The sequence below is a fragment of the Cryobacterium psychrotolerans genome, from assembly GCF_900101115.1.
GTDB classification, from domain to species: Bacteria; Actinomycetota; Actinomycetes; order Actinomycetales; family Microbacteriaceae; genus Cryobacterium; species Cryobacterium psychrotolerans.
On the sequence record NZ_FNFU01000005.1, the window covers coordinates 31,938 to 54,598 of the forward strand.

Below are 22,661 nucleotides of genomic sequence, written 5' to 3' on the forward strand. Positions count from 1 at the left end.
CGGGGGGATTGGGGGGCGGGATGGGCGGGGGTCAGAGGGCCAGGTCGCGGCGCCGGATGGCGGCGAGGGAGAGGGCGGCCAGGAGGGCGGCGAGGGCGAGCATCCACCAGGCGCCGGTCCAGTCGACGTCGACGGTGCCGAGGGCGGGGGTGTGGGTGAACGGCGAGAGGGCGCGCAGCCCGTCGGGGCCAGGGCTGGCCTGGCTTTCCTTCGACTGGTGCCCGGGCCTGACTACCCGCTGAACTAAAGTCGTGAGAATCACTATCACCCTGTTCCGCCGCCAGCCCGTGGACCGCGAGATCCTCCGTCTCGCCGTGCCCGCCGTCGGCGCGCTCATCGCCGAACCGCTGTTCCTGCTCGCCGACGCCGCCATGGTCGGCCACCTCGGCACGACACCCCTGGCCGGCCTCGGCCTGGCCAGCGCGGTGCTGCAGACGATCATCGGGCTGATGGTCTTCCTCGCCTACAGCACGACGCCGGCCGTGGCCCGGTGGCTGGGCGCGGGCGATCGGCGCCGGGCGGTCTCCGTCGGAATCGACGGGCTCTGGCTCGCCCTGGGCCTGGGTGTCGTGCTGGCCGTGGCCGGCTGGTTCGCCACGCCGGTGCTGGTCGGCGCCTTCGGCGCAGAGCCGGCCGTCACCGCGGCCGCCGCGACCTACCTCGCCATCTCGATGCTCGGCCTGCCCGCGATGCTGCTCGTCTTCGCCGCGACCGGCCTGCTCCGCGGCCTGCAGGACACCCGCACCCCGCTCTGGGTGGCCGGCCTCGGCTTCGCCGCGAACATCGTGCTCAACCTGTTGTTCATCTACGGCCTCGGCCTCGGGATCGCCGGCTCCGCGATCGGCACGGTCATCGCCCAGTGGGGCATGGTGGCGGTATACCTCATCGTCATCGTGCGGCAGGCGAGGCTGGACGGCGCGCGGCTCCGCCCGTACCGGGCCGGGATGCTGCTGGGCGCGGCATCCGGCGGCTGGCTGTTCCTGCGCACGGTCAGCCTGCGCGCGGCCATGCTGCTCGCGGTGTTCGTGGCGACGCGGCTCGGCTCCCCGGAACTGGCGGCCTTCCAGATCGCGATGACGCTGTTCGCGACGCTCGCGTTCGCCCTCGACGCCCTTGCGATCGCCGCGCAGGCGCTCGTCGGGCGCGGCCTCGGCGCCGGCGACCTGGCCGGCGTGCGCGCGGTGCTCCGCCGGTGCCTCGAGTGGGGCGTGCTCAGCGGGGCCGCGCTGGGCCTGCTCGTGATCGCGTTATCCGGCGTGCTCGGCGGGCTCTTCACCGGGGCCGGGGAGGTCAGCGACCTCCTGCCCCCGACGCTGATCGTGCTCGGGGCATCCGTTCCGCTCGGCGGGATCGTGTTCGTGCTCGACGGCGTGCTCATCGGCGCCGGGGACGCGCGCTACCTCGCCCTGACCGGCCTGGCGAACCTGGCCGCGTTCGTGCCGCTGGCCGTCGCCGTGCTGTGGGCGCCCCCGGGGTCCGCCGGCCTCGCGCTGCTCATGGCCGCGTTCGCGTTCGGCTACCTCGGCGCCCGCGCGGTCACCCTCGGCCTTCGCGCCCGCACCGTCCGCTGGATGGTCGTCGGCGCGCATCCGTCTGCCGGCGTCGGTTAGTTTGGTCAGGTCGCTTCGATCGAATCGGCTCGTTCTCCAGCATCAGGACCCCCAGTGACCCAGCCCGCCAACGCGTCCGGAGCCAACGCACCCAGGCCCGCCGTGCCAACGGACGGCCGCGTCCTGCTCGGCTGGCGCAACGCGGTCTTCGTCCTGTTCTTCGTCAGCGGTCTCAGCCTCGCCACCTGGTTCTCCCGGGTCCCCGTGATCCGCGACGGCCTCCAGCTCGATACCGCGCAGGTGGGCCTCGTGATCTTCGGGCTGTCGGGCGGCTCGGTCCTCGGCCTCCTGGTCGCAGCCTGGCTGCTCGCACGCTTCGGCGCCCGCCGGGCGATGCTGCTGGGCATGTCGGTCACGGCCGCCGGCCTCGCCCTGGTCGGAGTGGGTTCGAGCCTGCTTCCGTCCGCGCCGTTCGTGTTCATCGCCCTCGCACTCGTGGGCCTCGGGATGGGATCCGTCGACGTCATGATGAACGTCGAGGGCGCGGCGGCCGAACGGGAGATCGGCAAGACGCTCATGCCGCTGATGCACGCCTGCTTCAGCCTCGGCACGGTTGTGGGCGCGCTTGTCGGAAGCGGCGCATCGTTCGTGGGCCTGTCGGTCTTCTGGCACCTGTCCGGGACGGCGCTGCTCGTGCTCGCCACCACGGTCGCAGCCGTGCGCTTCATCCCCACGCGCGCCGACCTCGGCGACGACGCCGTGCTGCCCCACCCGACCGGTGTGGCGGTGCCGTGGCGGGCGCGCCTGCGCGAGAACCTGGCGGTCTGGAAGGACTCGACGGTGCTCCTGATCGGGGTGATCGTTTTCGGGATGACGTTCGCCGAGGGCTCCGCGAACGACTGGCTGGCGATCGCCGCCGTCGATGGGCACGGCTTCAGCAACTCAGCGGCCGCGATCGTCTTCGGCGTGTTCGTGACCGCGATGACTCTCGGCCGCGTGCTCGGCGGGCCGGTGCTCGACCGCTTTGGACGCGTGCCGGTGCTGCGCGCCTGCGCCGCACTGGGAATCGTCGGCCTGCTCGTCTTCATCCTCGCGCCGACCGGTTGGCTCGTCTTCGTCGGGGCGGCTCTCTGGGGGCTCGGCGCCTCCCTCGGCTTTCCGGTTGGCATGTCGGCCGCCGCCGACGGGTCGAAGAGCGCGGCGGCCCGGGTGAGCGCGGTCGCCATGATCGGCTACTTCGCATTCCTCGTCGGCCCGCCGGTTCTCGGCCTGCTCGGCGAGGCGGTCGGCATCCTGAACGCCCTCTACGTGATCCTCGCGCTCATGGTGCTGGCCGGCATCGTGGCGCCAGCCGCGCGGGAGTCGAGCAGGCCCGAAGCGCGCTGAGCGCGAACCCGAGGCACGAATTCGACGGGAGTTTCACGGGAAACGGGCCGGTCACGGGGCAGGCGGGCGGCGGCATCCGGAATCTCCGTCGAATTCGGAAGTGTTTCGGGAGAACGGGCCCCGCGGCGCGATTAGGCTCGACGGGTGCGCCTTGTGATAGCCAAATGCTCCGTCGATTACGCCGGGAGACTCAGCGCGCACCTGCCGCTGGCCACCCGCCTGCTCATGCTCAAATCGGACGGCAGCATCCTCGTGCACTCCGACGGCGGCTCGTACAAGCCGCTCAACTGGATGAGCCCGCCGTGCAGCCTGTCCGAATCCGAGCCCGACGAGTACCAGACGGATGCCGGCGTCACCGCCCTCTGGACGGTCACCCACGGCAAGACCGACGACCAGCTCATCGTCAGCATCTACGAGGTGCTGCACGACTCGGCGCATGAGCTCGGCATCGACCCCGGCCTGATCAAGGACGGCGTCGAGGCCCACCTGCAGAAGCTGCTGGCCGAGCACATCCACCTCCTCGGCGACGGTCACACCCTCGTGCGCCGCGAGTACATGACCGCCATCGGCCCGGTCGACATCCTGGCCCGGGATGCCGCGGGCGGCTCGGTCGCGGTCGAGCTCAAGCGGCGCGGTGACATCGACGGCGTGGAGCAGCTCACCCGCTACCTCGAGCTGATGAACCGCGACCCGCACCTGGCCCCCGTGGCCGGGGTCTTCGCCGCCCAGGAGATCAAACCGCAGGCGCGCATGCTCGCCGAGGATCGGGGCATCCGGTGCCTGCTGCTGGATTACGACGCGATGCGCGGGCTCGACGACACCCAGTCCCGCCTCTTCTAAAGTCCCGTTCACTTCCCCTTTCTCCCCCGAGAACGGCCCCGGACCGGGGCCCGTTCGGTGCATGGTGTGCACAGTCCCATCCGTGCACGCCTAGGATTGACGCGTGAATCCGACATTGACGCGCACCTGGAGCGCCATCCTCTTCGACCTCGACGGAACGATCACCGATTCCGCCCCGGCCATCACCAGCTCCCTCGCCCGCACCTTCGCCGCGCTGGGCCGCCCCGTCCCCTCCGACGCCGCACTCCTCGCCTACGTTGGGCCGCCCATGCTGGCCGCATTCCGCGAATACGCCGGGATGACGCCGGACGAAGCGACCGAGGCCCTCGCCGTCTACCGCGCGGACTACAAGGGCGCGTCGTCGCTCGACACCGCCGTCTACCCCGGTATCGCCGGCCTGCTCGAGCGGATCTACGCCATGGGCATCCCGCTCGCCCTGGCCACCAGCAAGCCCGAGCGCAGTGCGATCGATATCCTCGAACACTTCGGCCTCGACAAGTACTTCACCGTTGTGGTCGGCGCCTCCGAGAGCGAGACCCGCAGCGCCAAGGCCGACATCGTCGCCGAGGCCCTGCGCCGCCTCGAGGCGTCCGGGGCGAGCATCACCGCGCCGGTCATGGTCGGCGATCGCAGCTACGACGCCGAGGGTGCCGCCGCGAACGGCGTCCCCACGATCATGGTCGAGTGGGGCTACGGTTCCCCGGCCGAAGCTGCCGCGGCCACCGCGACCGTGTACTCGGTCGACCAGCTGGCCAAGCTGTTGCTGGGCTAGCGCCCCGCCTGGCGCGCCGCCTGGCGCGCCGCACCTCGCACCTCCCACCTCCCACCTCCCACCTCCCACCTCAGTTGCGGAAAAAGTACCTTCGTTTCAACAATGAGGGTACTTTTTCCGCATCTCAACCGCGCGGGGGCGCGGGGCGGGCGGGGATACTGGGATGAGACGAGCGGAAGGACACGCCATGGCCGCGGACACCCGGAATCCGAGCGCAGTTGAATCGAGTGCGACGGGCGCGAGCGCAGCCGAATCGAGCGCAATGGGCGCGAGCGCGTGGGACGCACGCTACCGCGAGGCGGGCAGGGGCGCTGGGACCCGGCTCTGGTCGGCGCTGCCGCCCGGGATCGTCCTCGACACGGTGTCCGGCTGGGCGCCGGGCCGGGCGCTCGACCTGGCGACGGGTGACGGCCGCACCGCGATCTGGCTGGCGACGCAGGGCTGGAGCGTGACCGGCGTCGACTTCTCGGCCGAGGCAATCGGCCTCGCCCGGACGCACGCCGACGACGCAGGAGCCGAGGTGACCTGGCTGGTCGCGGATGCCGTCAGCTGGGCCCCCGAGGATCGCTTCGACCTCGTCACGGTGATGTACCTGCACCTGCCGGAGGCGGACATCCGGCGCGTCCTCGCCCGGGCCGCGGGCTGGATCGCTCCCGGCGGGCACCTGCTCGTCGTCGGGCACGACCGGTTGAACCTGGGAACGGGGGCGCCCGGGCCGGGCAACCCGGACATCCTGTACACCCCCGAAATCCTGAGCTCGTCGGCCGGCGACCTGGACGTGCTGCGCTGCGAGACGGTCCCCCGCGACCTCGCCACGGATCCCGAGGGGCCGGATGAAGCGCACGGCACGGATGCCGCCCCCCGCGTCGCCCTCGACACCATCCTCGTCGCCTCTGCCCGGCCCCGGATCCAGTCCTGAAGCGCCAGCCCGCCGATTGAGATGCGGACAAAGTACCTTCCGTGCGCCCGGGAAGGTACTTTGTCCGCAACTCAGCGCCGCGAGGGGCCAGCGCAGAGAGGCCAGCGCAGAGAGGCCAGCGCAGAGAGGCCAGCGCAGAGAGGCCAGCGCAGAGAGGCCGCCGCCCCGGGCGGGGCGACGGCCTCAGGATCTGCCGGACCTGCCGGACCTGCCGGACCTGCCGGACCTGCAGGACCTGCCGGACCGCCTACTTACGCACGAGCGTCGCCACGGTGAAGCCGCCGGCGGCGATCGTAACTCGTCCGGCGCTGGTGATCGTGTCGCCCCGGGTCGGGACGAGTCGGCCGCTGGAGTCGTAGGCCCGCTGAACGAGCTTGTAGCCTTTCGGCACCACGACCGTGCGCAGGCTCGACACGGTGGCCGCGCTGACGTAGAGGGTCGAGTCCCCGGCCGGCCCGGAAACGGACACGGTCGAGACCAGCGGCTGGATCAACAGCGCGTCGAGCGATGCGTCGCCGTTGCTCGTGCCGACGACGCTGGTGGCGCCGGCCGGCAGGGTGCGGCCCAGTGCGAACGGGAACAGCTTGCCCGGGGCATCCGTGATGCCCTGGTCACCCGCGCCGCCGTTGGGCGTGCTGCCCAGGGCGGTCGTGCCGGCGGCCCAGCGCGTGGCCCCGGCGGGTGCCACGGCCTGGTTCACGATCGGGTAGACGTTGCGAGCCTGGTCGGCGGCGGGAACGGGGATGCTCACTGAGCCGCCGGCGCCGAGCGCCACGTACGCGCCCTTCGACCAGTTGGCCTCGCCCGTCCAGGCGGACGGGGGCGTCACAACGGATCCGGCGCCGCTGACGGCTCCGGATTCGGCCTCGACCACGCTCAGTCCCTTCGTGGCGACGGTCTCGTCGATGCCCAGCGCCTTCGTCTTCAGCGCCGGGTTCGCGTCCAGCACGAGCATGGAGAGCAGCGCGTGGATGGTCGATTCGGCACCCGAGTTGTGGTTCACCCGGCCGTCGTATTCGATCCCGTCGACCGTGGTTCCGGTGGTCGGGTCGTAGGCCGGGGCACCGCTGCGGTTCGCACCGAAGTACCAGCCGGCCGTGATCGCTGCCACGTCGAGGAGTCCGGGGGCCTTCGCGGCCTTCGCGGTCGCCACCAGCCCCTGCAGCCTCGAGTCGACGCCATAGGCGATCTGCGCCTCGCCCGGCGTGGGCGTCCAGGCGTTGTCCGGTCCGCCGGCGGCGAGCAGTTGCGGCGTGAACTGGGCGGCATCCTTGATGGCCGCGGTCAGCAGGTCGCTGCGGCCGAGCACGTCGGCGGCCGTGGCGACGGCGGCCGGGGCCATCCCGCCCCAGGCGTGCCAGAGCGTCTGCGACTTGTTCCACGGCAGCATCGCGCCGTACGGCCACTGGTTCACGGAGCCGGACGACATCCCGGCGACGCCCTCGGTCAGCTGGGTGAGTGCGGTGGTGGCGAGGTCGTCGCCGGGTTCGACCTGGGAGTAGGCGGCAAGCCCGAGCACGGCCTCGGCGGAGGCATCGGCCCCGCCGGCGATGAGCCAGGCCGGAACCTGCACGCCGTCGGCCACATCGAAGGTGCCGTACTTGCCGAGCGACTGCCGGTTCAGCGCGTCGAGGGACAGGTGGAGGCGATCCTGGAGGAAGGCGGCGAAGTCCGGATCGGCATCCTTGAAGGCCGCGTAGCCCTCGCCGAGTGCCCAGACGGTGCGGGCCACCCAGTACGACTCCGCGGAGTCGCTCGGATCCGGCAGCTCTTTCGGCGTGGCGCTGGGGGTCAGCGTGCCGTCGGCCTGCTGCCAGAGAATCACGTTGCCGGCGTTGGGGCCGGACGCGGTCTGCAGGTACGTCAGCGAGCGCAGGGTCTCGAAGGCGTGCTCGCGACTGCCGGCGTCGCCGGTCTGCTGCCAGTGGCGCAGGTAGACCACGGCCGTGCGGGCGATGTCGTCCGCGTTGTAGGCGCCCTGGCTCCAGTAGCCGGTCGCGGGGTCGAGCGATCCGCCTCCGACGCGACCGTAGCTGCCGTCGGGCTTCTTGTCGGCATACGTCCACGGGGCCTGCGCCGTGGGCCTGGTGTCGAGCTGGTACGTCGTGTGGCCCGGGGCCTCGGCCAGCGGAACGGTGTCGAGCAGGAAGTTCAGGTGGTTCAGGTTGGTCAGCGCCGGCGCCGACTGAACGGCGCCGGGAACAACGGATGCCACCGGTGCGGCGAGCGCGGCGGTGGCCGTTCCAGCTCCCAGCAGCAGCATCGACACCGCGGCGACGAGCGCCACCGGCCTCGTCAGTGATCGTGAGCGAACATCTTTGTACGTCATTTGTCTCTCCTGGTTCGGGCATCATTGCCGGCCTCCGCGCGGGCAAATCACTCGGACCCGCGTCCCTGAACCGGTTCAGCCTCCTCAACTAAACCGGTTAAGAGAACCGATGTCAAGGAATCCCGGCGCGTCGGATCGGGCCGCGCGGGAGGCCCCGGCAGCGCGCTGGGGCCCGCCGGACCCGCGGCCCGTCAGTCGTTGAGTTGCGGAGAAAGTACCTTCCGCGGGCCGACGAAGGTACTTTCTCCGCGACTCAACCCGAAAACGGCGCGAGCCCTGGAGGGTCGCGGCCAGGCCGGCGGCTGTGGCCAAACTCGCTCCTACGCGATGCTCGCTTTTGGCCGCGGCGGCGGCATCGACCGCAACGCCGTCTCCACGTCCCTCGCCGATTCCTTGCCGCCCATCGCGGGTATCCTGCTCATCGTGGGCGCCGGCGGAGGGTCCAAGCAGGTTCTCATCGACACCGGGATCGGAACCGTCATCGCCGACGCCGTCAACGGCAGCAGCGTCTCCGTGCTCGTGCTGGCCTGAATCGTGGCCGCCCTCGTGCGCGTGGCCACCGGCTCCGCCACGGTCGCGACCGTGACCGCCGCCGGCATCCGCGCGCCGGGTCGTCGAGCTTCGGCGCGGCGGGACCCGGCAGGTCGTCGGTGAGGCGAGGGAGTGCGGGCAGGGTGGCGCGGAGCCCCCTCGCTGATCTCACCCGGCTGAGCCGGGGCGGGGCCGGGGCCGGGGGCCGGCCGGGCATCAGAACCTACCCTCACGTTAGGGTAGAGTGGTAAGTCTGGAATCCCGCGGAAGGAGAATCCATGACTCAGCTCACTGACGTCTCCAAGCCACAGGTGCAGAGCTCCCCGGCGCACAACCCGGAGGCACAGAACCCCCAGGTGCAGGCGGAAGCCACCCGCCGGCGCACCTTCGCCGTGATCTCCCACCCCGACGCCGGCAAGTCAACGCTCACCGAGGCGCTGTTGCTGCACGCCCGCGCGATCACCAGCGCAGGCGCGACCCACGGCAAGGCCGGCCGACGCGGAACCGTGTCGGACTGGATGGCCATGGAACAGGCCAGAGGCATCTCGATCACCTCCGCGGCCATCCAGTTCGAGTACCGCAACAGCGTGATCAACCTGGTCGACACCCCCGGCCACGCCGACTTCTCCGAGGACACCTTCCGCGTGCTCTCGGCCGTCGACGCCGCGGTCATGCTCGTGGACGCGAGCAAGGGCCTCGAGGTGCAGACCATGAAACTCTTCGCCGTCTGCAAGCAGCGCGGCATCCCGGTGATCACGGTGATCAACAAGTGGGACCGGCCCGGATCCGCCGCGCTCGACCTGATGGACGAGATCCGCACCCGCACCGGCCTGGTGCCCACCCCGCTGACCTGGCCCGTCGGCATCGCCGGCGACTTCCGAGGCGTGATCGAACGCTCCACCGACGAGTTCATCCGCTTCACCCGCACCGCGGGCGGCGCGACCACGGCGGACTCCGAGCGGATCAGCGCCGCCGTCGCGGCCACCGAAGAGGGCGATGCCTGGGTCGCCGCCGCCGAGGAATCCGAGCTGCTGGCCGAGGAAGACCAGAACCACGACCAGGCCCGGTTCCTGGCCGGCGAAACGACCCCGGTGCTCTTCTCCGCGGCCGTGCTCAACTTCGGCGTGCAGCACATCCTCGACACGCTCGTCGACTTCGCCCCGGCCGCCGAGGCCAGGGAGGATGCCGGCGGCGGCCACCGGGCGGTGAGCTCGGAGTTCTCCGGCTTCGTCTTCAAGGTGCAGTCCGGCATGAACTCGTCGCACCGCGATTACGTCGCGTTCGTTCGGGTCTGCTCCGGACAGTTCCGCCGTGGCATGATCGTCACCCACGCCGCCTCCGGCCGGCCGTTCGCGACGAAATACGCGCAGCACCTGTTCGGCAAGGAACGCGAGGTGGCCGACGAGGCCTGGCCCGGCGACATCGTCGGACTGGTCAACGCCTCCGCGCTCCGCGTCGGCGACACCATCTTCGAGGGCGATGCCGTCACCTTCCCGCCGCTGCCGATCTTCGCCCCCGAGCATTTCCGGGTCGTGCGCCCCGCGGACACGAGCAAGCACAAGCAGTTCCGCCGCGGTATCGACCAGCTGGACCACGAGGGCGTCATCCAGGTCATGCGCTCGGAGCTCCGCGGCGACCAGGCTCCCGTGCTCGGCGCGGTCGGCCCGATGCAGTTCGAGGTCGTCGAAGAGCGGATGACCCACGACTTCGGCGCGGCCATCCGGATGGAGGCCCTGCCTTACCAGCTGGCCCGCCGCACCGACAAGGAAAGCGCCCTCATCCTCGGCCACGACCGGCAGGTCGAGGTGCTGATGCGCACCGACGGCACCCTGCTCGCCCTCTTCAGCACGCCCTGGCGCCTGCGCAACACCGAGCGGGACCACCCGGAGATCCTCCTGGAAGACCTCGCCGCCGGCGCCCCGACTCCCTAACCTCCGCTCAACCCCGCCATCCTCTTCGCCGAACCGTGAGTTTGGCACCTTCGTGGGGCCCGGGAAGGTGCCAAACTCACAGTTCGGCGGATGGGTTAAGCGACAAACGGCGAGGCCCCCGTGGGGGCCTCGCCGTTTGTTTCGCCGCGTGGGTTAGGCGTCGACGACGATCGAGGTGATGACGGGGTGGCGGCGGTACTTGCGCTGCATCCACCGGGTCACGCTGTCGCTGAAGATGTGCTCGAGTGCCGGGCCATCGACGATCTTGATCTTGTTGGCGACCCGCATCGCGTCGTCGATCGCCTTGGTCGCGCCGCGAACCCACTCGGCGTCGTGCACGAAACCGCGGGAGATGAACTCCACCGGCTCGGCCAGCAGCCCGGTCTTCGTGTTGAGGATGCCGAGGATGGTGATCGCGCCCTCTTCGGCGAGCTTCACCCGGTGCGCCATGGCCTCCTGCGAGACCTTCTGCGCGTCCTCGCCGCCGACGGTCATGCCGTCGACGAAGACGAGCTCGACCGGCACGCGGCCGGTGATCCGGGCCTTGCCGTCGATCAGGTCCACGACAACGCCGTCTTCCACGATCAGCACACGGTCGGCGTCGACGCCGGTGCGGATGGCGAGGTCCGCGTTGGCCTTGAGGTGGCGCCATTCACCGTGCACCGGCATGACGTTGGTCGGCTTCACGAGGTTGTAGCAGTAGACGAGTTCGCCGGCGCTGGCGTGGCCGGACACGTGCACCCGGGCGTTGCCCTTGTGCACCACGTTGGCGCCCCAGCGGGTCAGTCCGTTGATCACGCGGTAAATCGCGTTCTCGTTGCCGGGGATCAGCGAACTGGCCAGCAGTACCGTGTCGCCCTCGCCGATCTTGATCACGTGCTCGCGGTTGGCCATGCGGGACAGCGCGGCCATGGGCTCGCCCTGCGAGCCGGTGCAGATGAGCACGACCTTGTCGTCCTTCATCCGTTCGAGCGCCTTCATGTCCACGATGAGGCCCTTCGGGATGTTGAGGAAGCCCAGGTCGCCGGCGATGCCCATGTTGCGCACCATCGAGCGGCCGACGAACGCGACCTTGCGGTTGCTGCGGACCGCGGCGTCGATGACCTGCTGGATGCGGTGCACGTGGCTGGCGAAGCTCGAGACGATGATGCGGCGCGGGGCGGTTCGGAACACCGCGTCGATGGCGGGTCGGATCTCTTCCTCGGTCACCGTGAAACCGGGAACCTCGGCGTTGGTCGAGTCGGTCAGGAACAGGTCGACGCCCTCTTCACCGAGCCGGGCGAATCCGGGGAGGTCGGTGAGGCGCTTGTCGAGCGGGAACTGGTCCATCTTGAAGTCGCCGGTGTGCAGCACGAGGCCGGCCTCGGTGCGGATCGCGATCGCGAGTCCGTCGGGGATGGAGTGGTTCACGGCCAGGAACTCGAGGTCGAACGGTCCGGCGCTGCGGCGCTGGCCTTCCTCGACCTGCACCAGGCGCGGCGTGATGCGGTGCTCCTGCAGCTTGGCGCTGAGGAAGGCGAGGGTGAGCTCGGATCCGATGACGGGGATGTCCGACCGCTCACGCAGCAGGTACGGCACGCCGCCGATGTGGTCTTCGTGCCCGTGCGTGAGCACGATCGCTTCGATGTCCTGGAGGCGGTCCCGGATGGCCGAGAAGTCAGGCAGGATCACGTTGATGCCGGGCTGGTTCTCTTCGGGGAAGAGCACGCCGCAGTCGACGATGAGGAGCTTGCCCTTGTGCTCGAACACGGTCATGTTGCGACCGATTTCGCCCAGTCCTCCGAGCGCGATGACGCGGAGGCCGCGCTTCGGCAGGGGCGGCGGCGTGGACAGGTCGAGTTCGTGGTTACTCATGGATCTCATTTCTCAAATGTGAGACCGCGCGTCTGAGCGGGTCTCGATAGTCGGTGCCCACGGGAGCGGGCGATCCGTCGTGCATGTCTGGGGCGGCCCGGTCGGCGTTCGCCGGTCGGGCCGGGGTGGATTGCTATTGGTGACGCAAAAGTTCGAGGAACTCGTCGGCCATGTGGAGCTGCTCCTGGAGCTTCTCCCGCCGCGAGACGGCCTGCCCGATGAATTCTTCCAGTTCCAGGCGGACATCGGCATTGTCAGTGCCGGCGGCGCCGTTTTGCAGGGTGCCGATCACCCGCAGCAGTTCGATCATCTCGTCGAGGGTGAAGCTGAGCGGCTTCATCCGTCGGATGAGGTTCAGCCGGGAGAGGTCGTCCTGGGAGTAGAGGCGGAACCCGCCGTGGGTGCGACCGGAAGCCTTGAGGAGACCGATCTCGTCATAGTGACGGATGGTGCGCAGCGACAGTCCGGTCTTCTCGGCGAGTTCGCCGATGTGCATCGTCATTGCCACCGTGCCCGTGGGCGCGTCCGGCGCCGTGTTTCCCGTCATTCCGCACCCCCTCTTCATCGCTGAGTAACACACTACCCTAACGTTAGGGTAGTGTTCAGCGCATTCCACCCTCGCTCCGTGCCCGGAGCCCCGAGCCCTCCCCGGAGCCACGCATGGCCATCGCCCAGAAGTCCGCCGCGCCGAGCCGCTACGCCGCGGAACCGTCCGTCCTGACGGCGCTCCGCACCCCGCGCATCCTCACCCGCGAGGTGCTCGCCGGACTCGTCGTGGCCATGGCGCTCATCCCCGAGGCGATCTCGTTCTCGATCATCGCCGGCGTCGACCCGCGCGTGGGCTTGTTCTCCTCCTTCGTGATGGCGGTGTCCATCGCCTTCCTCGGCGGCCGTCCGGCCATGATCACCGCGGCAACCGGGGCCGTCGCGCTCGTGATCGCCCCAGTGGCACGCGACTACGGCATGGACTACTTCATCGCCACCGTCATCCTGGCCGGCATCTTCCAGGTCGTCCTCGGCGTCGTCGGGGTCGCGAAGCTCATGCGCTTCATCCCGCGCAGCGTCATGGTCGGGTTCGTCAATTCGCTGGCGATCCTGATCTTCCTCGCGCAGTTGCCGCATCTGCTCGACGTGCCGTTCATGGTCTATCCACTGGTCGCGATCGGCATCATCATCATGGTGGTCATGCCGCGTGTGACCCGGGTGGTGCCAGCCCCGCTGGTCGCGATCGTCGTGCTCACGATCGCCACCGTCACCCTCGCGATCAACGTGCCGACCGTCGGCGACCAGGGCGAGCTGCCCAGGAGCCTGCCGGAACTGTTCATCCCCAACGTGCCGCTGAGCGGGGAAACCTTCACGATCATCGCCCCGTTCGCGCTGGCGATGGCGATGGTGGGCATCCTCGAATCACTGATGACGGCCAAGCTCGTCGACGAGGTCACCGACACCCACTCCAACAAGACCCGCGAAACCTGGGGCCAGGGCGTCGCCAACATGCTGTCGGGCCTGTTCGGCGGCATGGGCGGCTGCGCGATGATCGGCCAGACCATGATCAACGTCAAGGCCTCCGGCGCCCGCACCCGCATCTCCACCTTCCTCGCCGGCATCTTCCTGCTCATCCTCGTCGTCGTGCTCGGCGACATGGTCGCCATCATGCCGATGGCAGCCCTGGTCGCCGTGATGATCATCGTCGCCATGCTCACCTTCGACTGGCACAGCATCCGTCCGGCCACGCTCAAACGGATGCCCCGGAGCGAGACCACGGTCATGGTCGCCACGGTCGCGGTCGTCGTCGTCAGCCACAACCTGGCCCTCGGCGTGATCGTGGGTGTGATCGTGGCGATGGTCGCCTTCGCCCGCCGCGTCGCCCACATCGTGAACGTGGACCGTGTCGTCGCCACCGACGAGCCGGTCCCGACGGCGTATTACACCGTCACCGGTGAGCTCTTCTTCGCCTCGAGCAACGACCTCACGACCCAGTTCGAGTACGCGGACGACCCGGAGCGCGTCGTGATCGACATGTCGAACTCCCACATCTGGGACGCATCAACGGTCGCCGCCCTCGACGCCATCACGAACAAGTACGAGCGCCACGGCAAACGCGCCGTGATCGAGGGCCTCAACGAATCCAGCACCGCCATGCACACCCGGCTCGCCGGAAAGATGGGCGCCGCCGACCACTAGCGACATCTCCCGGACGCCTCGGCCCCCGGTGCCCTAGATTTGTTCCCCTAGCAAGGGAGCACTCATGACGAGTTGGCGGATCCGGGACTTCCACGCGGACGACCTCGACGGCATCCTGGGCCTGTGGGAGGAAATCAAGGCCTCCAGGGCGGAGCCGGTCTACGGGCTCTCCGAGGTGCTGGCGTCCTGCCAGAAGGACCACGCCGTCGTCGCGGTGCACGGCGACCAGGTCATCGGTGCGGCCGTGGGCCGCGCGGCGCACGCCCAGGGCTGGATCGTCTTCCTGGCCACCACCGAGTCCTGGCAAAGCCAGGGCATCGGCACCGCCCTCCTGGCGGCCCTCGAGCGACGGATGGCCCCGGCCGGCCTGACGAAGTTGTCCGCGCTGATGCCGGAAACGCCGACCCGGGTCGACGCGTTCCTCAATCGCGGCTTCGAGGTCAAGAAGAACCTCCGCTACTTCGAGCGGCACATCCCGGTGCAGCGGGAGGAGCTGAAGTCGCTCAGCGAGCTGGGCGGGCGCGTGCTGCCGCGGGACCTCTGGGCCGCCGTCGGCGGGATGGCCAGGGAGAAGGAACTGCTCGAGCGGCGCCTGGTGATGCCGCTGGCCAAGCCGGACATGGCCGAGCAGTACGGCGTCGTCCCCCCGAAGGCCGTGGTGCTCTTCGGCCCTCCCGGCACCGGCAAGACGACGTTCGCGAAGGCGATCGCCTCGCGCCTGGAGTGGCCGTTCGTCGAGGTCTTCCCGTCCCGGCTCGCCGCCGATCCACTGGGCCTGGCCGGGGCGCTCCGGGAGACGTTCCGGAAGATCTCCGAGCTCGAACACGTGGTCGTCTTCATCGACGAGGTCGAAGAGATCGCGGCCCAGCGCGGGGGCGAGCCGCCCTCGGCGCTGCAGGGCGTCACCAACGAGCTGCTCAAGATCATCCCCGCCTTCCGGGAACAGTCCGGCCGGCTCCTGGTCTGCGCCACAAACTTCGTCCGGGCCCTCGACTCGGCGTTCCTGCGGCACGGGCGGTTCGACTATGTGATCCCGATCGGCCTGCCGGACGAGGCCGCCCGCCAGGCCATCTGGGAGCGGTACGTCCCGCCGACCGTGGCGGACACCGTCGACCTGGGCGCGCTCGTGGCCGCCAGCGCCGGATTCTCACCGGCCGACATCGAATACGCCGCCCGGAGGGCCTCCCAGGAGGCGCTGGAACAGGCGCTCTTCGGCGGCGAGGAGTCCCCGCCGGAGGGCCCCGGCACCCGGCACTACCTCTCGGCCATCGATGCCACCCGCACGACGGTCTCGTCGCAGGTCGCCGCGGAGTTCCTCGAGGACATCGAGCGGCTCGCCCGGCTCTGAGCCGGCGCAGGGCCCTGGCAGCGCGCAGGCAGCTCGGCTAGAGTCGGCCGGATGCGCTCACCATTGCCCGATGCCGGCCTGGCCCAGGACGAACCGATTCGCGGCGGAGGATTCGTGCGGGTGCGCGGCGCCCGTGAGAACAACCTGCGGAGCGTCGACCTCGACGTGCCCCGCGACGCGATCGTCGCCTTCACGGGCGTCTCCGGCTCCGGCAAGTCCTCCCTGGCGTTCGGGACCATCTTCGCCGAGGCCCAGCGGCGTTTCTTCGAGTCCGTGGCTCCCTACGCCCGCCGGCTCATCCAGCAGGGCCATACCCCCCAGGTCGACGAGATCACCGGCCTTCCGCCCGCGGTCGCCCTCCAGCAGCGTCGGGGCACACCGAGTTCGCGCTCCACCGTCGGCACGCTCACCACCCTCTCCAACTCCCTGCGAATGCTCTATTCCCGCGCCGGCACATATCCCCCGGATGCCGCCGGGCGGCTGGAATCCGACTCCTTCTCGCCCAACACCGCGATGGGCGCCTGCCCGGATTGTCACGGCCTCGGCACCATGCACACCGTCAGCGAGTCCTCGCTCGTGCCCGACCCGAGCCTGAGCGTTCGCGACGGAGCCATCGCGGCCTGGCCGGGCGCCTGGCAGGGCAAGAACCTGCGGGACATCCTGATCGCCCTCGGCTACGACGTGGACACGGCCTGGCGCGACCTGCCCCGCCAGGCGCGGGACTGGATCCTCTTCACCGACGAGCAGCCCGTCGTGCAGATCACCCCGCAGCGGGACCGGGTGGCCAAGCCGTACCAGGGCAGGTTCTGGAGCGCGAAGAGCTACGTCCTGCACACGCTGGCCGATTCGAAGAGCCAGACGATGCGGCAGCGCGTGCTCCGTTTCGTCGAAACCGGACCCTGCCCCCTCTGCGGAGGCAGCGGCCTGAAGCCCGAGGCCCTCGCGGTCACCTTCGCCGGGCGCACCATCGCGGAGGTGAACGCACTGCCGCTCACGGCGCTGGCCGACGTCATCCGCCCCACCGCCGAGCTGAAAGAGGCCTCCGCTGCGAGCAGTTCGGCGTCATCCGGCGAGCTGACCGAGGTCGCCGTGACGCTCACCCGGGATCTGCTTCGCCGGGTCGAGGTGCTGGTCGAGCTGGGGCTGGGCTACCTCAGCCTCGGCCGGGCCACCCCCACCCTGTCGCCGGGCGAAATGCAGCGCCTGCGCATCGCCACCCAGCTGCGCTCCGGACTCTTCGGCGTCATCTATGTGCTGGATGAGCCCTCGGCCGGCCTGCACCCCGCCGACGCCGAGCCCCTGTTGCTCGTTCTCGAACAGCTGAGGAGCGCCGGCAACTCCGTCTTCGTCGTCGAGCACAATATGGATGTCGTCCGGCGGGCCGACTGGGTCGTCGACGTCGGGCCCCACGCGGGCGAGGGCGGCGGCGCCGTGCTCTACAGCGGCCCGGCGGCCGGCCTGGCCGAGGTGACCGCGTCGGTGACCCGCCGGTTCCTGTTCCCCGGCGGCTCCCCGTCGACTCCGGCCCGCGCCCTCCGGGAGCCGCAGGATTGGCTGCGCCTGCGCGGGATCACCCGGCACAATCTCCAGGGCCTCGACGCGGACATCCCGATCGGGGTGCTCACCGCCGTGACCGGCGTCTCGGGGTCGGGCAAGTCCACGCTGGTCAGCCAGGTGCTCGCCGACGCGGTCGGCAGCCGACTGCGCTCCGCGCCCGACGACACGGATGCCGCGGAGCAGGGCTCCGACGCGGACGCCGATGCCGGCGGCGGTGACCGGCCGAGGATCGACGAGGTCACCGGCCACGGCGCGTTCGACCGGCTGGTGCGGGTGGACCAGAAACCCATCGGTCGCACGCCGCGCTCGAACCTGGCCACCTACACGGGCCTGTTCGACGCCGTTCGCGCGGCCTTCGCGGCCACCGAGACCGCCCGCGCCCGCGGCTACGGCGCCGGCCGGTTCTCGTTCAACGTCGCCGGCGGTCGCTGCGAAACCTGCCTGGGTGAGGGTTTCGTCGCCGTCGAGCTCCTGTTCCTGCCGGGCAGCTACGCGCCCTGCCCGGCCTGCCTCGGCTCGCGCTATAACGCCGAAACGCTCGAGGTCACGTACCGGGGCAAGACCATCGCGGAGCTGCTGGGGCTCACGGTCACCGCCGCGGCCGCGTTCCTGGCCGACGTGGCCCCCGCCGCCCGAAGCCTGGCCACCCTCGAGGAAGTGGGGCTCGGCTACCTGCGGCTGGGCCAGCCGGCCACCGAGCTCTCCGGCGGCGAGGCGCAGCGGATCAAGCTCGCCACCGAACTGCAGCGGGCGTCCCGCGGGCACACGCTCTACTTGCTCGACGAACCGACGACCGGGCTGCACCCGGCGGATGTCGAGCTGCTGCTGACCCAGCTGGGCCGGCTGGTCGAGGCGGGCAACACCGTCGTCGTCGTCGAACACGAGATGGACGTCGTGGCGGCCGCGGACTGGGTCATCGACCTCGGCCCGGCCGGCGGGGACGCGGGCGGACGCATCATCGTCGCCGGCGTCCCCGCGACCGTCGCGGAGCATCCGACCAGCAGGACCGCGCCGTACCTCGCCGCCCGGATGGCCGCCTCGGCCCCGGGCGAATCGACCGCCTGAGGCGCTAGGGCTGGCCGGCCCGCTGGACCAGCCAGGAATACGGGTCAGTGGGCGTCGTTCCGTCGAGGAGGATCTCGAAGTGCAGGTGCGGACCCGTGCTCTGGCCGGTGGTGCCGACCTGGCCGAGCGTCTGCCCGACAGCGACGGATTGTCCCTGGCTGACGGCGAGGCTGCCCTCCTGCATGTGGCCGTACAGGCTGCTCACGAGCCGGCCGTCCACCTTGTGGTCGAGGATGACGTGCACGCCGAGGCCGCCGTTGTCATAGGCGACGGCGAAGCGCACGGTGCCGGCGGCGACCGCGTGGATCGGCGTGCCGGCGCCGGGATTCATGTCCAGTCCCTTGTGGAACGTGGAGCAGCCGGAGCAGGGGGCTTCGCGGGGGCCGTAACCTCCCGCGATCGGGACGTTGCCGGGGAACGGCCAGCGGACTGCGGCCCCGCTGGTGGCAGCCGAGGCGACCGCGGCCCTGGGCTTCGGCTTCGGCGGCGCGGCCTTGGTGGTGAACCCGTCGCGCACGATCGTGACGGTCGACGCGTTGCTGACCGGCAGGGTCTGGGCCCCGACCCGGGTCGCGGGGGACGCAGTCCCGAGCACGTCGACCGAGTCGGCATTCACGGCGTGTGCCGGCAGGGACACGCTCACGGTGAGGAGCGCGGTGAGAACCATGGCGGCGGTGCCGGCAGCGCTCTGGCGTAGTGTCGCCGGAATCCCGCTACTCATGGGCACCCAGCATCGGGGCGCCCTGCGTGGGGGCATGGTTCAGCAGCAGAATAGTTGGCATGGGCGTCATCTCTCATGTCGCGACAGGCGCGCGCGAACGCGATCAGGTCAGGTCAGGTGGCCGAGGACCCTCGCGCCGAACAGAAGGCAGTTTCAGCCGGGACCGGGGCCGGAAGACTGCGCGAACTGACGGGGAAGATGTCCTTCAATGCGACCGGCAGGTCTCCATGACGCCAAGCGCATATTCATCGAGGTTACGCGCCGACCCTGAGAGAACGGTGATTCCTGCTCACTTTCCCGCGAGCGACCCGCCTAGGACGTGCGCGAGGCGCCTTCGGGCTCGATGGGTTCGGGAGTGATCCGAAGCCCGGCCGGCGTATTCGAGAGCCGCACGAGTTCCTCCAGCCACGCTCGGTTCAGGCTGGGCTCCTTGCCGCCGAAGAACTCGAACTGCAGCGGGATGGCCGGGTGCAGCCAGATGGAACTGTGTCCGCTCCCCGACGCGGCCGAGTTGTCCCAGGAGAAGGTGAAACTCTCGCCTCGGCGCAACTTGGCCACGATCACGACCTTGAGGTGCGCCAGGACGCGATCGTCGAAGTCGACGGTGATCGACGGCGTTCCGTAAATGAACTTACCCACGGGATTCCTCCTCGTTGAGGCCATTCTCGATGTTGGCCACCTCGCGGTTGAAGGCTGCGGCATCCTTCTCGGCCTGGGGCGACGGCTTCGACACGGCCACGATCCCGATCTGCGGCAGGTCGGGCACCGGGAAGAGCCGGGCCTCCTCGTCTTCCGCCGAGAGGGGATCGGCGTCCGACACGTCGATTTGGGTGCCGGGGCCGAGAAGAAGAGTGTGCGTGGTCGTTGTGCCGTCCGACTCGAGCACGGGGATCTCCACTGCCACGCTGCCGGCGTCGCCGGCGACGCCGGTCGCGAACGTGAGAAGCGCCTCGGCGACCGCGCTGCCGGTGATGAGCGACCCGCCCGCGTAGGTTATGCGTTTCATGCTTAGACCCTAGCGCCGTGATCCGGCCCGGGGGTCGGGTTCGACATAGCGGTAGTACTCGATGCCCTCGTCGTGGAAGTCCGGCCCGGTCGATGTTCCCAGCCGGTCGACCACGAACTCGTCGCCGGAGAGCACGGCGACGAGGTCGGAGCGGTGTCCGTCATGCACGGCGATGTATTGCGCCTCGGTCAGGTCGACCGGGGCGGCCAGGGCGCTCTCGAAGTTGATCCGGGCCGCCGCGGCCTGCCAGCCCGGAACGACTCGCATCGGCAGGGCCTCCGCCGCGTCGCCGCTGCCATACCCGAGGGCGAGCCACTCCTGGCCGGCGAGTTCGAGCCCGTCGGCCCTCGCCTCCCGCAGACCGGAGGCGAGCCACGCCGGGAGTGCCGCCGTGTACAGGTTGCCGAGGTCACGCATGGCTTCGGAGCCGAGGCCGAGCTTGTCGTCCACCAGGGTTCCCCAGATCGCGGTGGTCCTCAGGTGCTTCCGCAGACGCCGGCTCAGCGGGAAGGCGTCGCCCAGGAAGCCGGCGGGGTCCGACGCGCCGCCGAGGACCGGTGCGGGGTCCCGGAGCTCGGCGATCAGGAGCTCCGCATCGATGCCGGCGTCGGCGCAGTGGGCGCGCAGCTCACCCTGGCCCGACTCCTCGTCGTCCGCGAGCGCGAACAGCCAGGCCATCACCCACCCGGTCACGGGCATCTGGTGGTACGGACGGTGCATGAAGACCGCGTCGACCTCGCGGAAGTAGTCGAGGCTGCGACCGGGGCGCTTCCGCAGCATGGCCGTCACGGCGTGATGGGTGGCGTCGATGTAGCAGCTGGTGGAGTAGCGCCCGTTGAACACCGGAAGGTCCTGGACCCGGCCGTCCTCGCGCGGCGGCTGGTCGCGAAAACGCGCGAACGGTTTGCGGAAATCGGCCACGCGGTAGGCGGAATCGCTGCCCGCGCCGGCCAGGTCAACCTCCAGCAGGCGGGCCTCGCCTTCCAGGAGCAGGGCGACGGCTCCGGCACCCTGGGTGGGCTCGCCGGTGCCCCCGCGGGCGTATTCGGCGATATCGGCGCAGACGACGATCGCCCGGCGACCCGCGCCGTCGGCGGCCAGGTAGCGCACGGCCGCCTTGATCCCGTACACGCCGCCGAGGCAGGCGTGCTTGAATTCGGGCACTTCGCAGTCGCGCGCCAGCTCCGGCATCCCGTTGGCCCGGAGGGCCTCGTTGACCATGCCCTTGATGATGACCGCCCCGGCGGAGTTGTCGCTGCTGGATTCGGTACCGAGGGCCAGAAGGCCGATGCCGGCCGGGTCGATGTCGTAGTCCCGGATCAGCCGCCAGACCGCGTTGGCCGCGAGCGTGTAGATGCTCTGCCCGGGGCCGCGCATCCGGAAACTGCGACCGACCACGTCCCGGATCTTGTCCCAGGGCTGGCCGTTCCACTCGCACCAGGCGTCCAGCCGTACCCGGTACGGCGGGACGTACAGGGAGATTCCACTAATTCCAGGCGTCAACTGTTTCCACTTCACGTTTCGGGTGGTTCGCGTCCGCGTCGGGTCGCGAGCGCTCCCCTCCATTATTCAGCGATCGGTTTGCGAAGTGTGGACCACAATCCATTTCGACGGCGACACCGGCGGCGGCGAGCCACCGGCTAAAATCAAGGGAATCCGATCGGAGCATCACTGTGGATCAACCCCTCGGCGGTGGCGCCACCGCCGTGGCCCGCGCGCACAGCAACATTGCCCTGGTCAAATACTGGGGCAAGCGAGACGCCGCGCTGAACACTCCTGCCGTTGGTTCGATCTCGGTCACCCTGGCTGCGCTGTACACCGATACGAGGGTGACGTTTCGCCCCGATCTCTCCGGCGATGAGTTCTGGCTGGACGGATCCCGCAGCGACGCCACGCGGGTCAGCCGCGTGCTCGACCTGGTGCGCCGGCGGGCCGCCACCGACCGGTACGCCGTCGTCTCGTCGACGAACAACTTCCCGACCGGAGCCGGCCTGGCCTCGTCGGCATCCGGCTTCGCCGCCCTTGCTGTGGCCGCGGCCGGCGCAAGCGGCCTCACGCTGGCCGACCGGGAACTGTCGATCCTGGCGCGCCACGGCTCCGGGTCGGCGGCCCGGTCCATCTTCGGGGGATTCGCCGAGATGCACGCCGGCGTCGCCGCCGATGGGTCGGACGCGTACGCGGAACAACTGCTCGAGCCGGCCGATTGGCCGTTGTCGGTCGCCGTGGCCATCACCGAGCGCGGCGAGAAGTCGATCAATTCCACAATCGGAATGGGTGAAAGCGCGACCACGTCGCCGTTCTACCAAGCCTGGCAGGACTCCGCCGCCGACGATCTCGCCGAGATGCGGGCCGCCATCGCAGCCCGGGACTTCGCCCGGCTCGGCGAGTTGTCCGAGTACAACTGCCTCAAGTTGCACGCGCTGATGCTGTCCACCCGGCCCGCCCTCATCTATTGGAATGCCGCCACCGTCGCCGCCATGCACGTCGTGCGCGGGCTGCGCGCCGACGGCGTGCCGGCCTACTTCACGATCGACGCCGGACCGCAGGTGAAGGTGCTCTGCCTCCCGGCCGACTCCGCGGCCGTCCGGGGCGCGCTGGCACTCGTCCCCGGGGTGCACGAGGTGCGGATGAGCGCACTCGGCCCGGGCGCGCACCGGCTGGAGTGAGC

18 protein-coding genes and 1 pseudogene are annotated in these 22,661 nt (G+C 70.1%); 11 read left to right on the forward strand and 8 right to left on the reverse strand.

The window, feature by feature from the left end:
* Positions 1–31: 31 nt before the first annotated feature.
* The gene (locus BLQ39_RS06000) at positions 32–262 is read right to left on the reverse strand and encodes an efflux permease Rv1217c-related protein (protein WP_134574941.1); all 231 of its coding nucleotides are present in this window, start codon (positions 260–262) and stop codon (positions 32–34) included.
* Between BLQ39_RS06000 and BLQ39_RS06005 the strand changes: the two genes are divergently transcribed.
* The 5 genes from BLQ39_RS06005 to BLQ39_RS06025 all read left to right on the forward strand — a co-directional run bounded on the left by BLQ39_RS06005 (position 258) and on the right by BLQ39_RS06025 (position 5,467).
* Entirely contained in the window at positions 258–1,610 is a 1,353-nt protein-coding gene (locus BLQ39_RS06005; RefSeq protein WP_256332714.1) for an MATE family efflux transporter, read from the forward strand. The two genes, BLQ39_RS06000 and BLQ39_RS06005, sit on opposite strands and share 5 nt — an antisense overlap.
* A 54-nt stretch (positions 1,611–1,664) precedes the next feature.
* Positions 1,665–2,936 carry an MFS transporter gene (locus BLQ39_RS06010; protein ID WP_241982838.1) on the forward strand — a complete coding sequence of 424 codons (1,272 nt, stop codon included), beginning with the start codon at positions 1,665–1,667 and terminating at the stop codon, positions 2,934–2,936.
* A gap of 144 nt (positions 2,937–3,080) precedes the next feature.
* Complete coding sequence (gene nucS, locus BLQ39_RS06015) at positions 3,081–3,776, forward strand: endonuclease NucS (protein WP_092322525.1); 696 nt, start codon at positions 3,081–3,083, stop codon at positions 3,774–3,776.
* Between the two features lie 103 nt (positions 3,777–3,879).
* A complete protein-coding gene (locus tag BLQ39_RS06020; RefSeq protein ID WP_134476275.1) occupies positions 3,880–4,548 on the forward strand; it encodes an HAD hydrolase-like protein in 669 nt (222 codons plus the stop codon).
* 163 nt (positions 4,549–4,711) lie between these two features.
* The gene (locus tag BLQ39_RS06025) at positions 4,712–5,467 is read left to right on the forward strand and encodes a class I SAM-dependent methyltransferase (RefSeq protein WP_198417099.1); all 756 of its coding nucleotides are present in this window, start codon (positions 4,712–4,714) and stop codon (positions 5,465–5,467) included.
* A 247-nt stretch (positions 5,468–5,714) separates the two neighbouring features.
* On the opposite strand, the gene BLQ39_RS06035 is transcribed toward BLQ39_RS06025, so the two are convergent.
* Positions 5,715–7,796, reverse strand: coding sequence for a hypothetical protein (locus tag BLQ39_RS06035; protein ID WP_092322528.1), 2,082 nt, complete (start codon positions 7,794–7,796; stop codon positions 5,715–5,717).
* A 327-nt stretch (positions 7,797–8,123) separates the two neighbouring features.
* On the opposite strand from BLQ39_RS06035, the pseudogene BLQ39_RS06040 reads away from it, so the two are divergent.
* Both BLQ39_RS06040 and BLQ39_RS06045 read left to right on the forward strand, forming a co-directional pair.
* Positions 8,124–8,450, forward strand: a pseudogene (locus BLQ39_RS06040) (GntT/GntP/DsdX family permease).
* A 155-nt stretch (positions 8,451–8,605) separates the two neighbouring features.
* Positions 8,606–10,258 carry a peptide chain release factor 3 gene (locus BLQ39_RS06045; protein WP_092322531.1) on the forward strand — a complete coding sequence of 551 codons (1,653 nt, stop codon included), beginning with the start codon at positions 8,606–8,608 and terminating at the stop codon, positions 10,256–10,258.
* A gap of 153 nt (positions 10,259–10,411) precedes the next feature.
* Here the strand turns inward: BLQ39_RS06045 and BLQ39_RS06050 are convergent, their stop codons facing one another.
* A complete protein-coding gene (locus tag BLQ39_RS06050) occupies positions 10,412–12,112 on the reverse strand; it encodes a ribonuclease J (protein WP_422386370.1) in 1,701 nt (566 codons plus the stop codon).
* A gap of 133 nt (positions 12,113–12,245) precedes the next feature.
* On the reverse strand, positions 12,246–12,659 hold the full coding sequence (locus tag BLQ39_RS06055) for a MerR family transcriptional regulator (protein WP_241982837.1): 414 nt from the start codon (positions 12,657–12,659) through the stop codon (positions 12,246–12,248).
* Positions 12,660–12,772: 113 nt separating this feature from the next.
* On the opposite strand from BLQ39_RS06055, the gene BLQ39_RS06060 reads away from it, so the two are divergent.
* From BLQ39_RS06060 to BLQ39_RS06070, 3 genes are all read left to right on the forward strand, one after another.
* Complete coding sequence (locus BLQ39_RS06060) at positions 12,773–14,296, forward strand: SulP family inorganic anion transporter (protein WP_092322534.1); 1,524 nt, start codon at positions 12,773–12,775, stop codon at positions 14,294–14,296.
* Between the two features lie 64 nt (positions 14,297–14,360).
* Positions 14,361–15,644: an ATP-binding protein gene (locus tag BLQ39_RS06065; protein WP_092322536.1), complete on the forward strand. Its 1,284-nt coding sequence runs from the start codon at positions 14,361–14,363 to the stop codon at positions 15,642–15,644.
* A gap of 51 nt (positions 15,645–15,695) precedes the next feature.
* Entirely contained in the window at positions 15,696–18,266 is a 2,571-nt protein-coding gene (locus tag BLQ39_RS06070) for an excinuclease ABC subunit UvrA (RefSeq protein ID WP_092322537.1), read from the forward strand.
* Positions 18,267–18,270: 4 nt separating this feature from the next.
* On the opposite strand, the gene BLQ39_RS06075 is transcribed toward BLQ39_RS06070, so the two are convergent.
* The 4 genes from BLQ39_RS06075 to BLQ39_RS06090 all read right to left on the reverse strand — a co-directional run bounded on the left by BLQ39_RS06075 (position 18,271) and on the right by BLQ39_RS06090 (position 21,496).
* Positions 18,271–18,987 (reverse strand): M23 family metallopeptidase, encoded by a 717-nt coding sequence (locus BLQ39_RS06075; protein ID WP_167738551.1) that lies wholly within the window; start codon positions 18,985–18,987, stop codon positions 18,271–18,273.
* Positions 18,988–19,299: 312 nt separating this feature from the next.
* Positions 19,300–19,626: a DUF7882 family protein gene (locus BLQ39_RS06080; RefSeq protein ID WP_092322540.1), complete on the reverse strand. Its 327-nt coding sequence runs from the start codon at positions 19,624–19,626 to the stop codon at positions 19,300–19,302.
* Complete coding sequence (locus tag BLQ39_RS06085) at positions 19,619–19,993, reverse strand: hypothetical protein (RefSeq protein WP_092322541.1); 375 nt, start codon at positions 19,991–19,993, stop codon at positions 19,619–19,621. The genes BLQ39_RS06080 and BLQ39_RS06085 overlap by 8 nt, the downstream gene beginning before the upstream one ends.
* Positions 19,994–20,002: 9 nt before the next feature.
* Positions 20,003–21,496 carry a hypothetical protein gene (locus tag BLQ39_RS06090; protein ID WP_198417100.1) on the reverse strand — a complete coding sequence of 498 codons (1,494 nt, stop codon included), beginning with the start codon at positions 21,494–21,496 and terminating at the stop codon, positions 20,003–20,005.
* A 170-nt stretch (positions 21,497–21,666) separates the two neighbouring features.
* Between BLQ39_RS06090 and mvaD the strand changes: the two genes are divergently transcribed.
* Positions 21,667–22,659 (forward strand): diphosphomevalonate decarboxylase, encoded by a 993-nt coding sequence (gene mvaD, locus BLQ39_RS06095; protein WP_092322544.1) that lies wholly within the window; start codon positions 21,667–21,669, stop codon positions 22,657–22,659.
* The last annotated feature ends 2 nt before the right edge of the window (positions 22,660–22,661 follow it).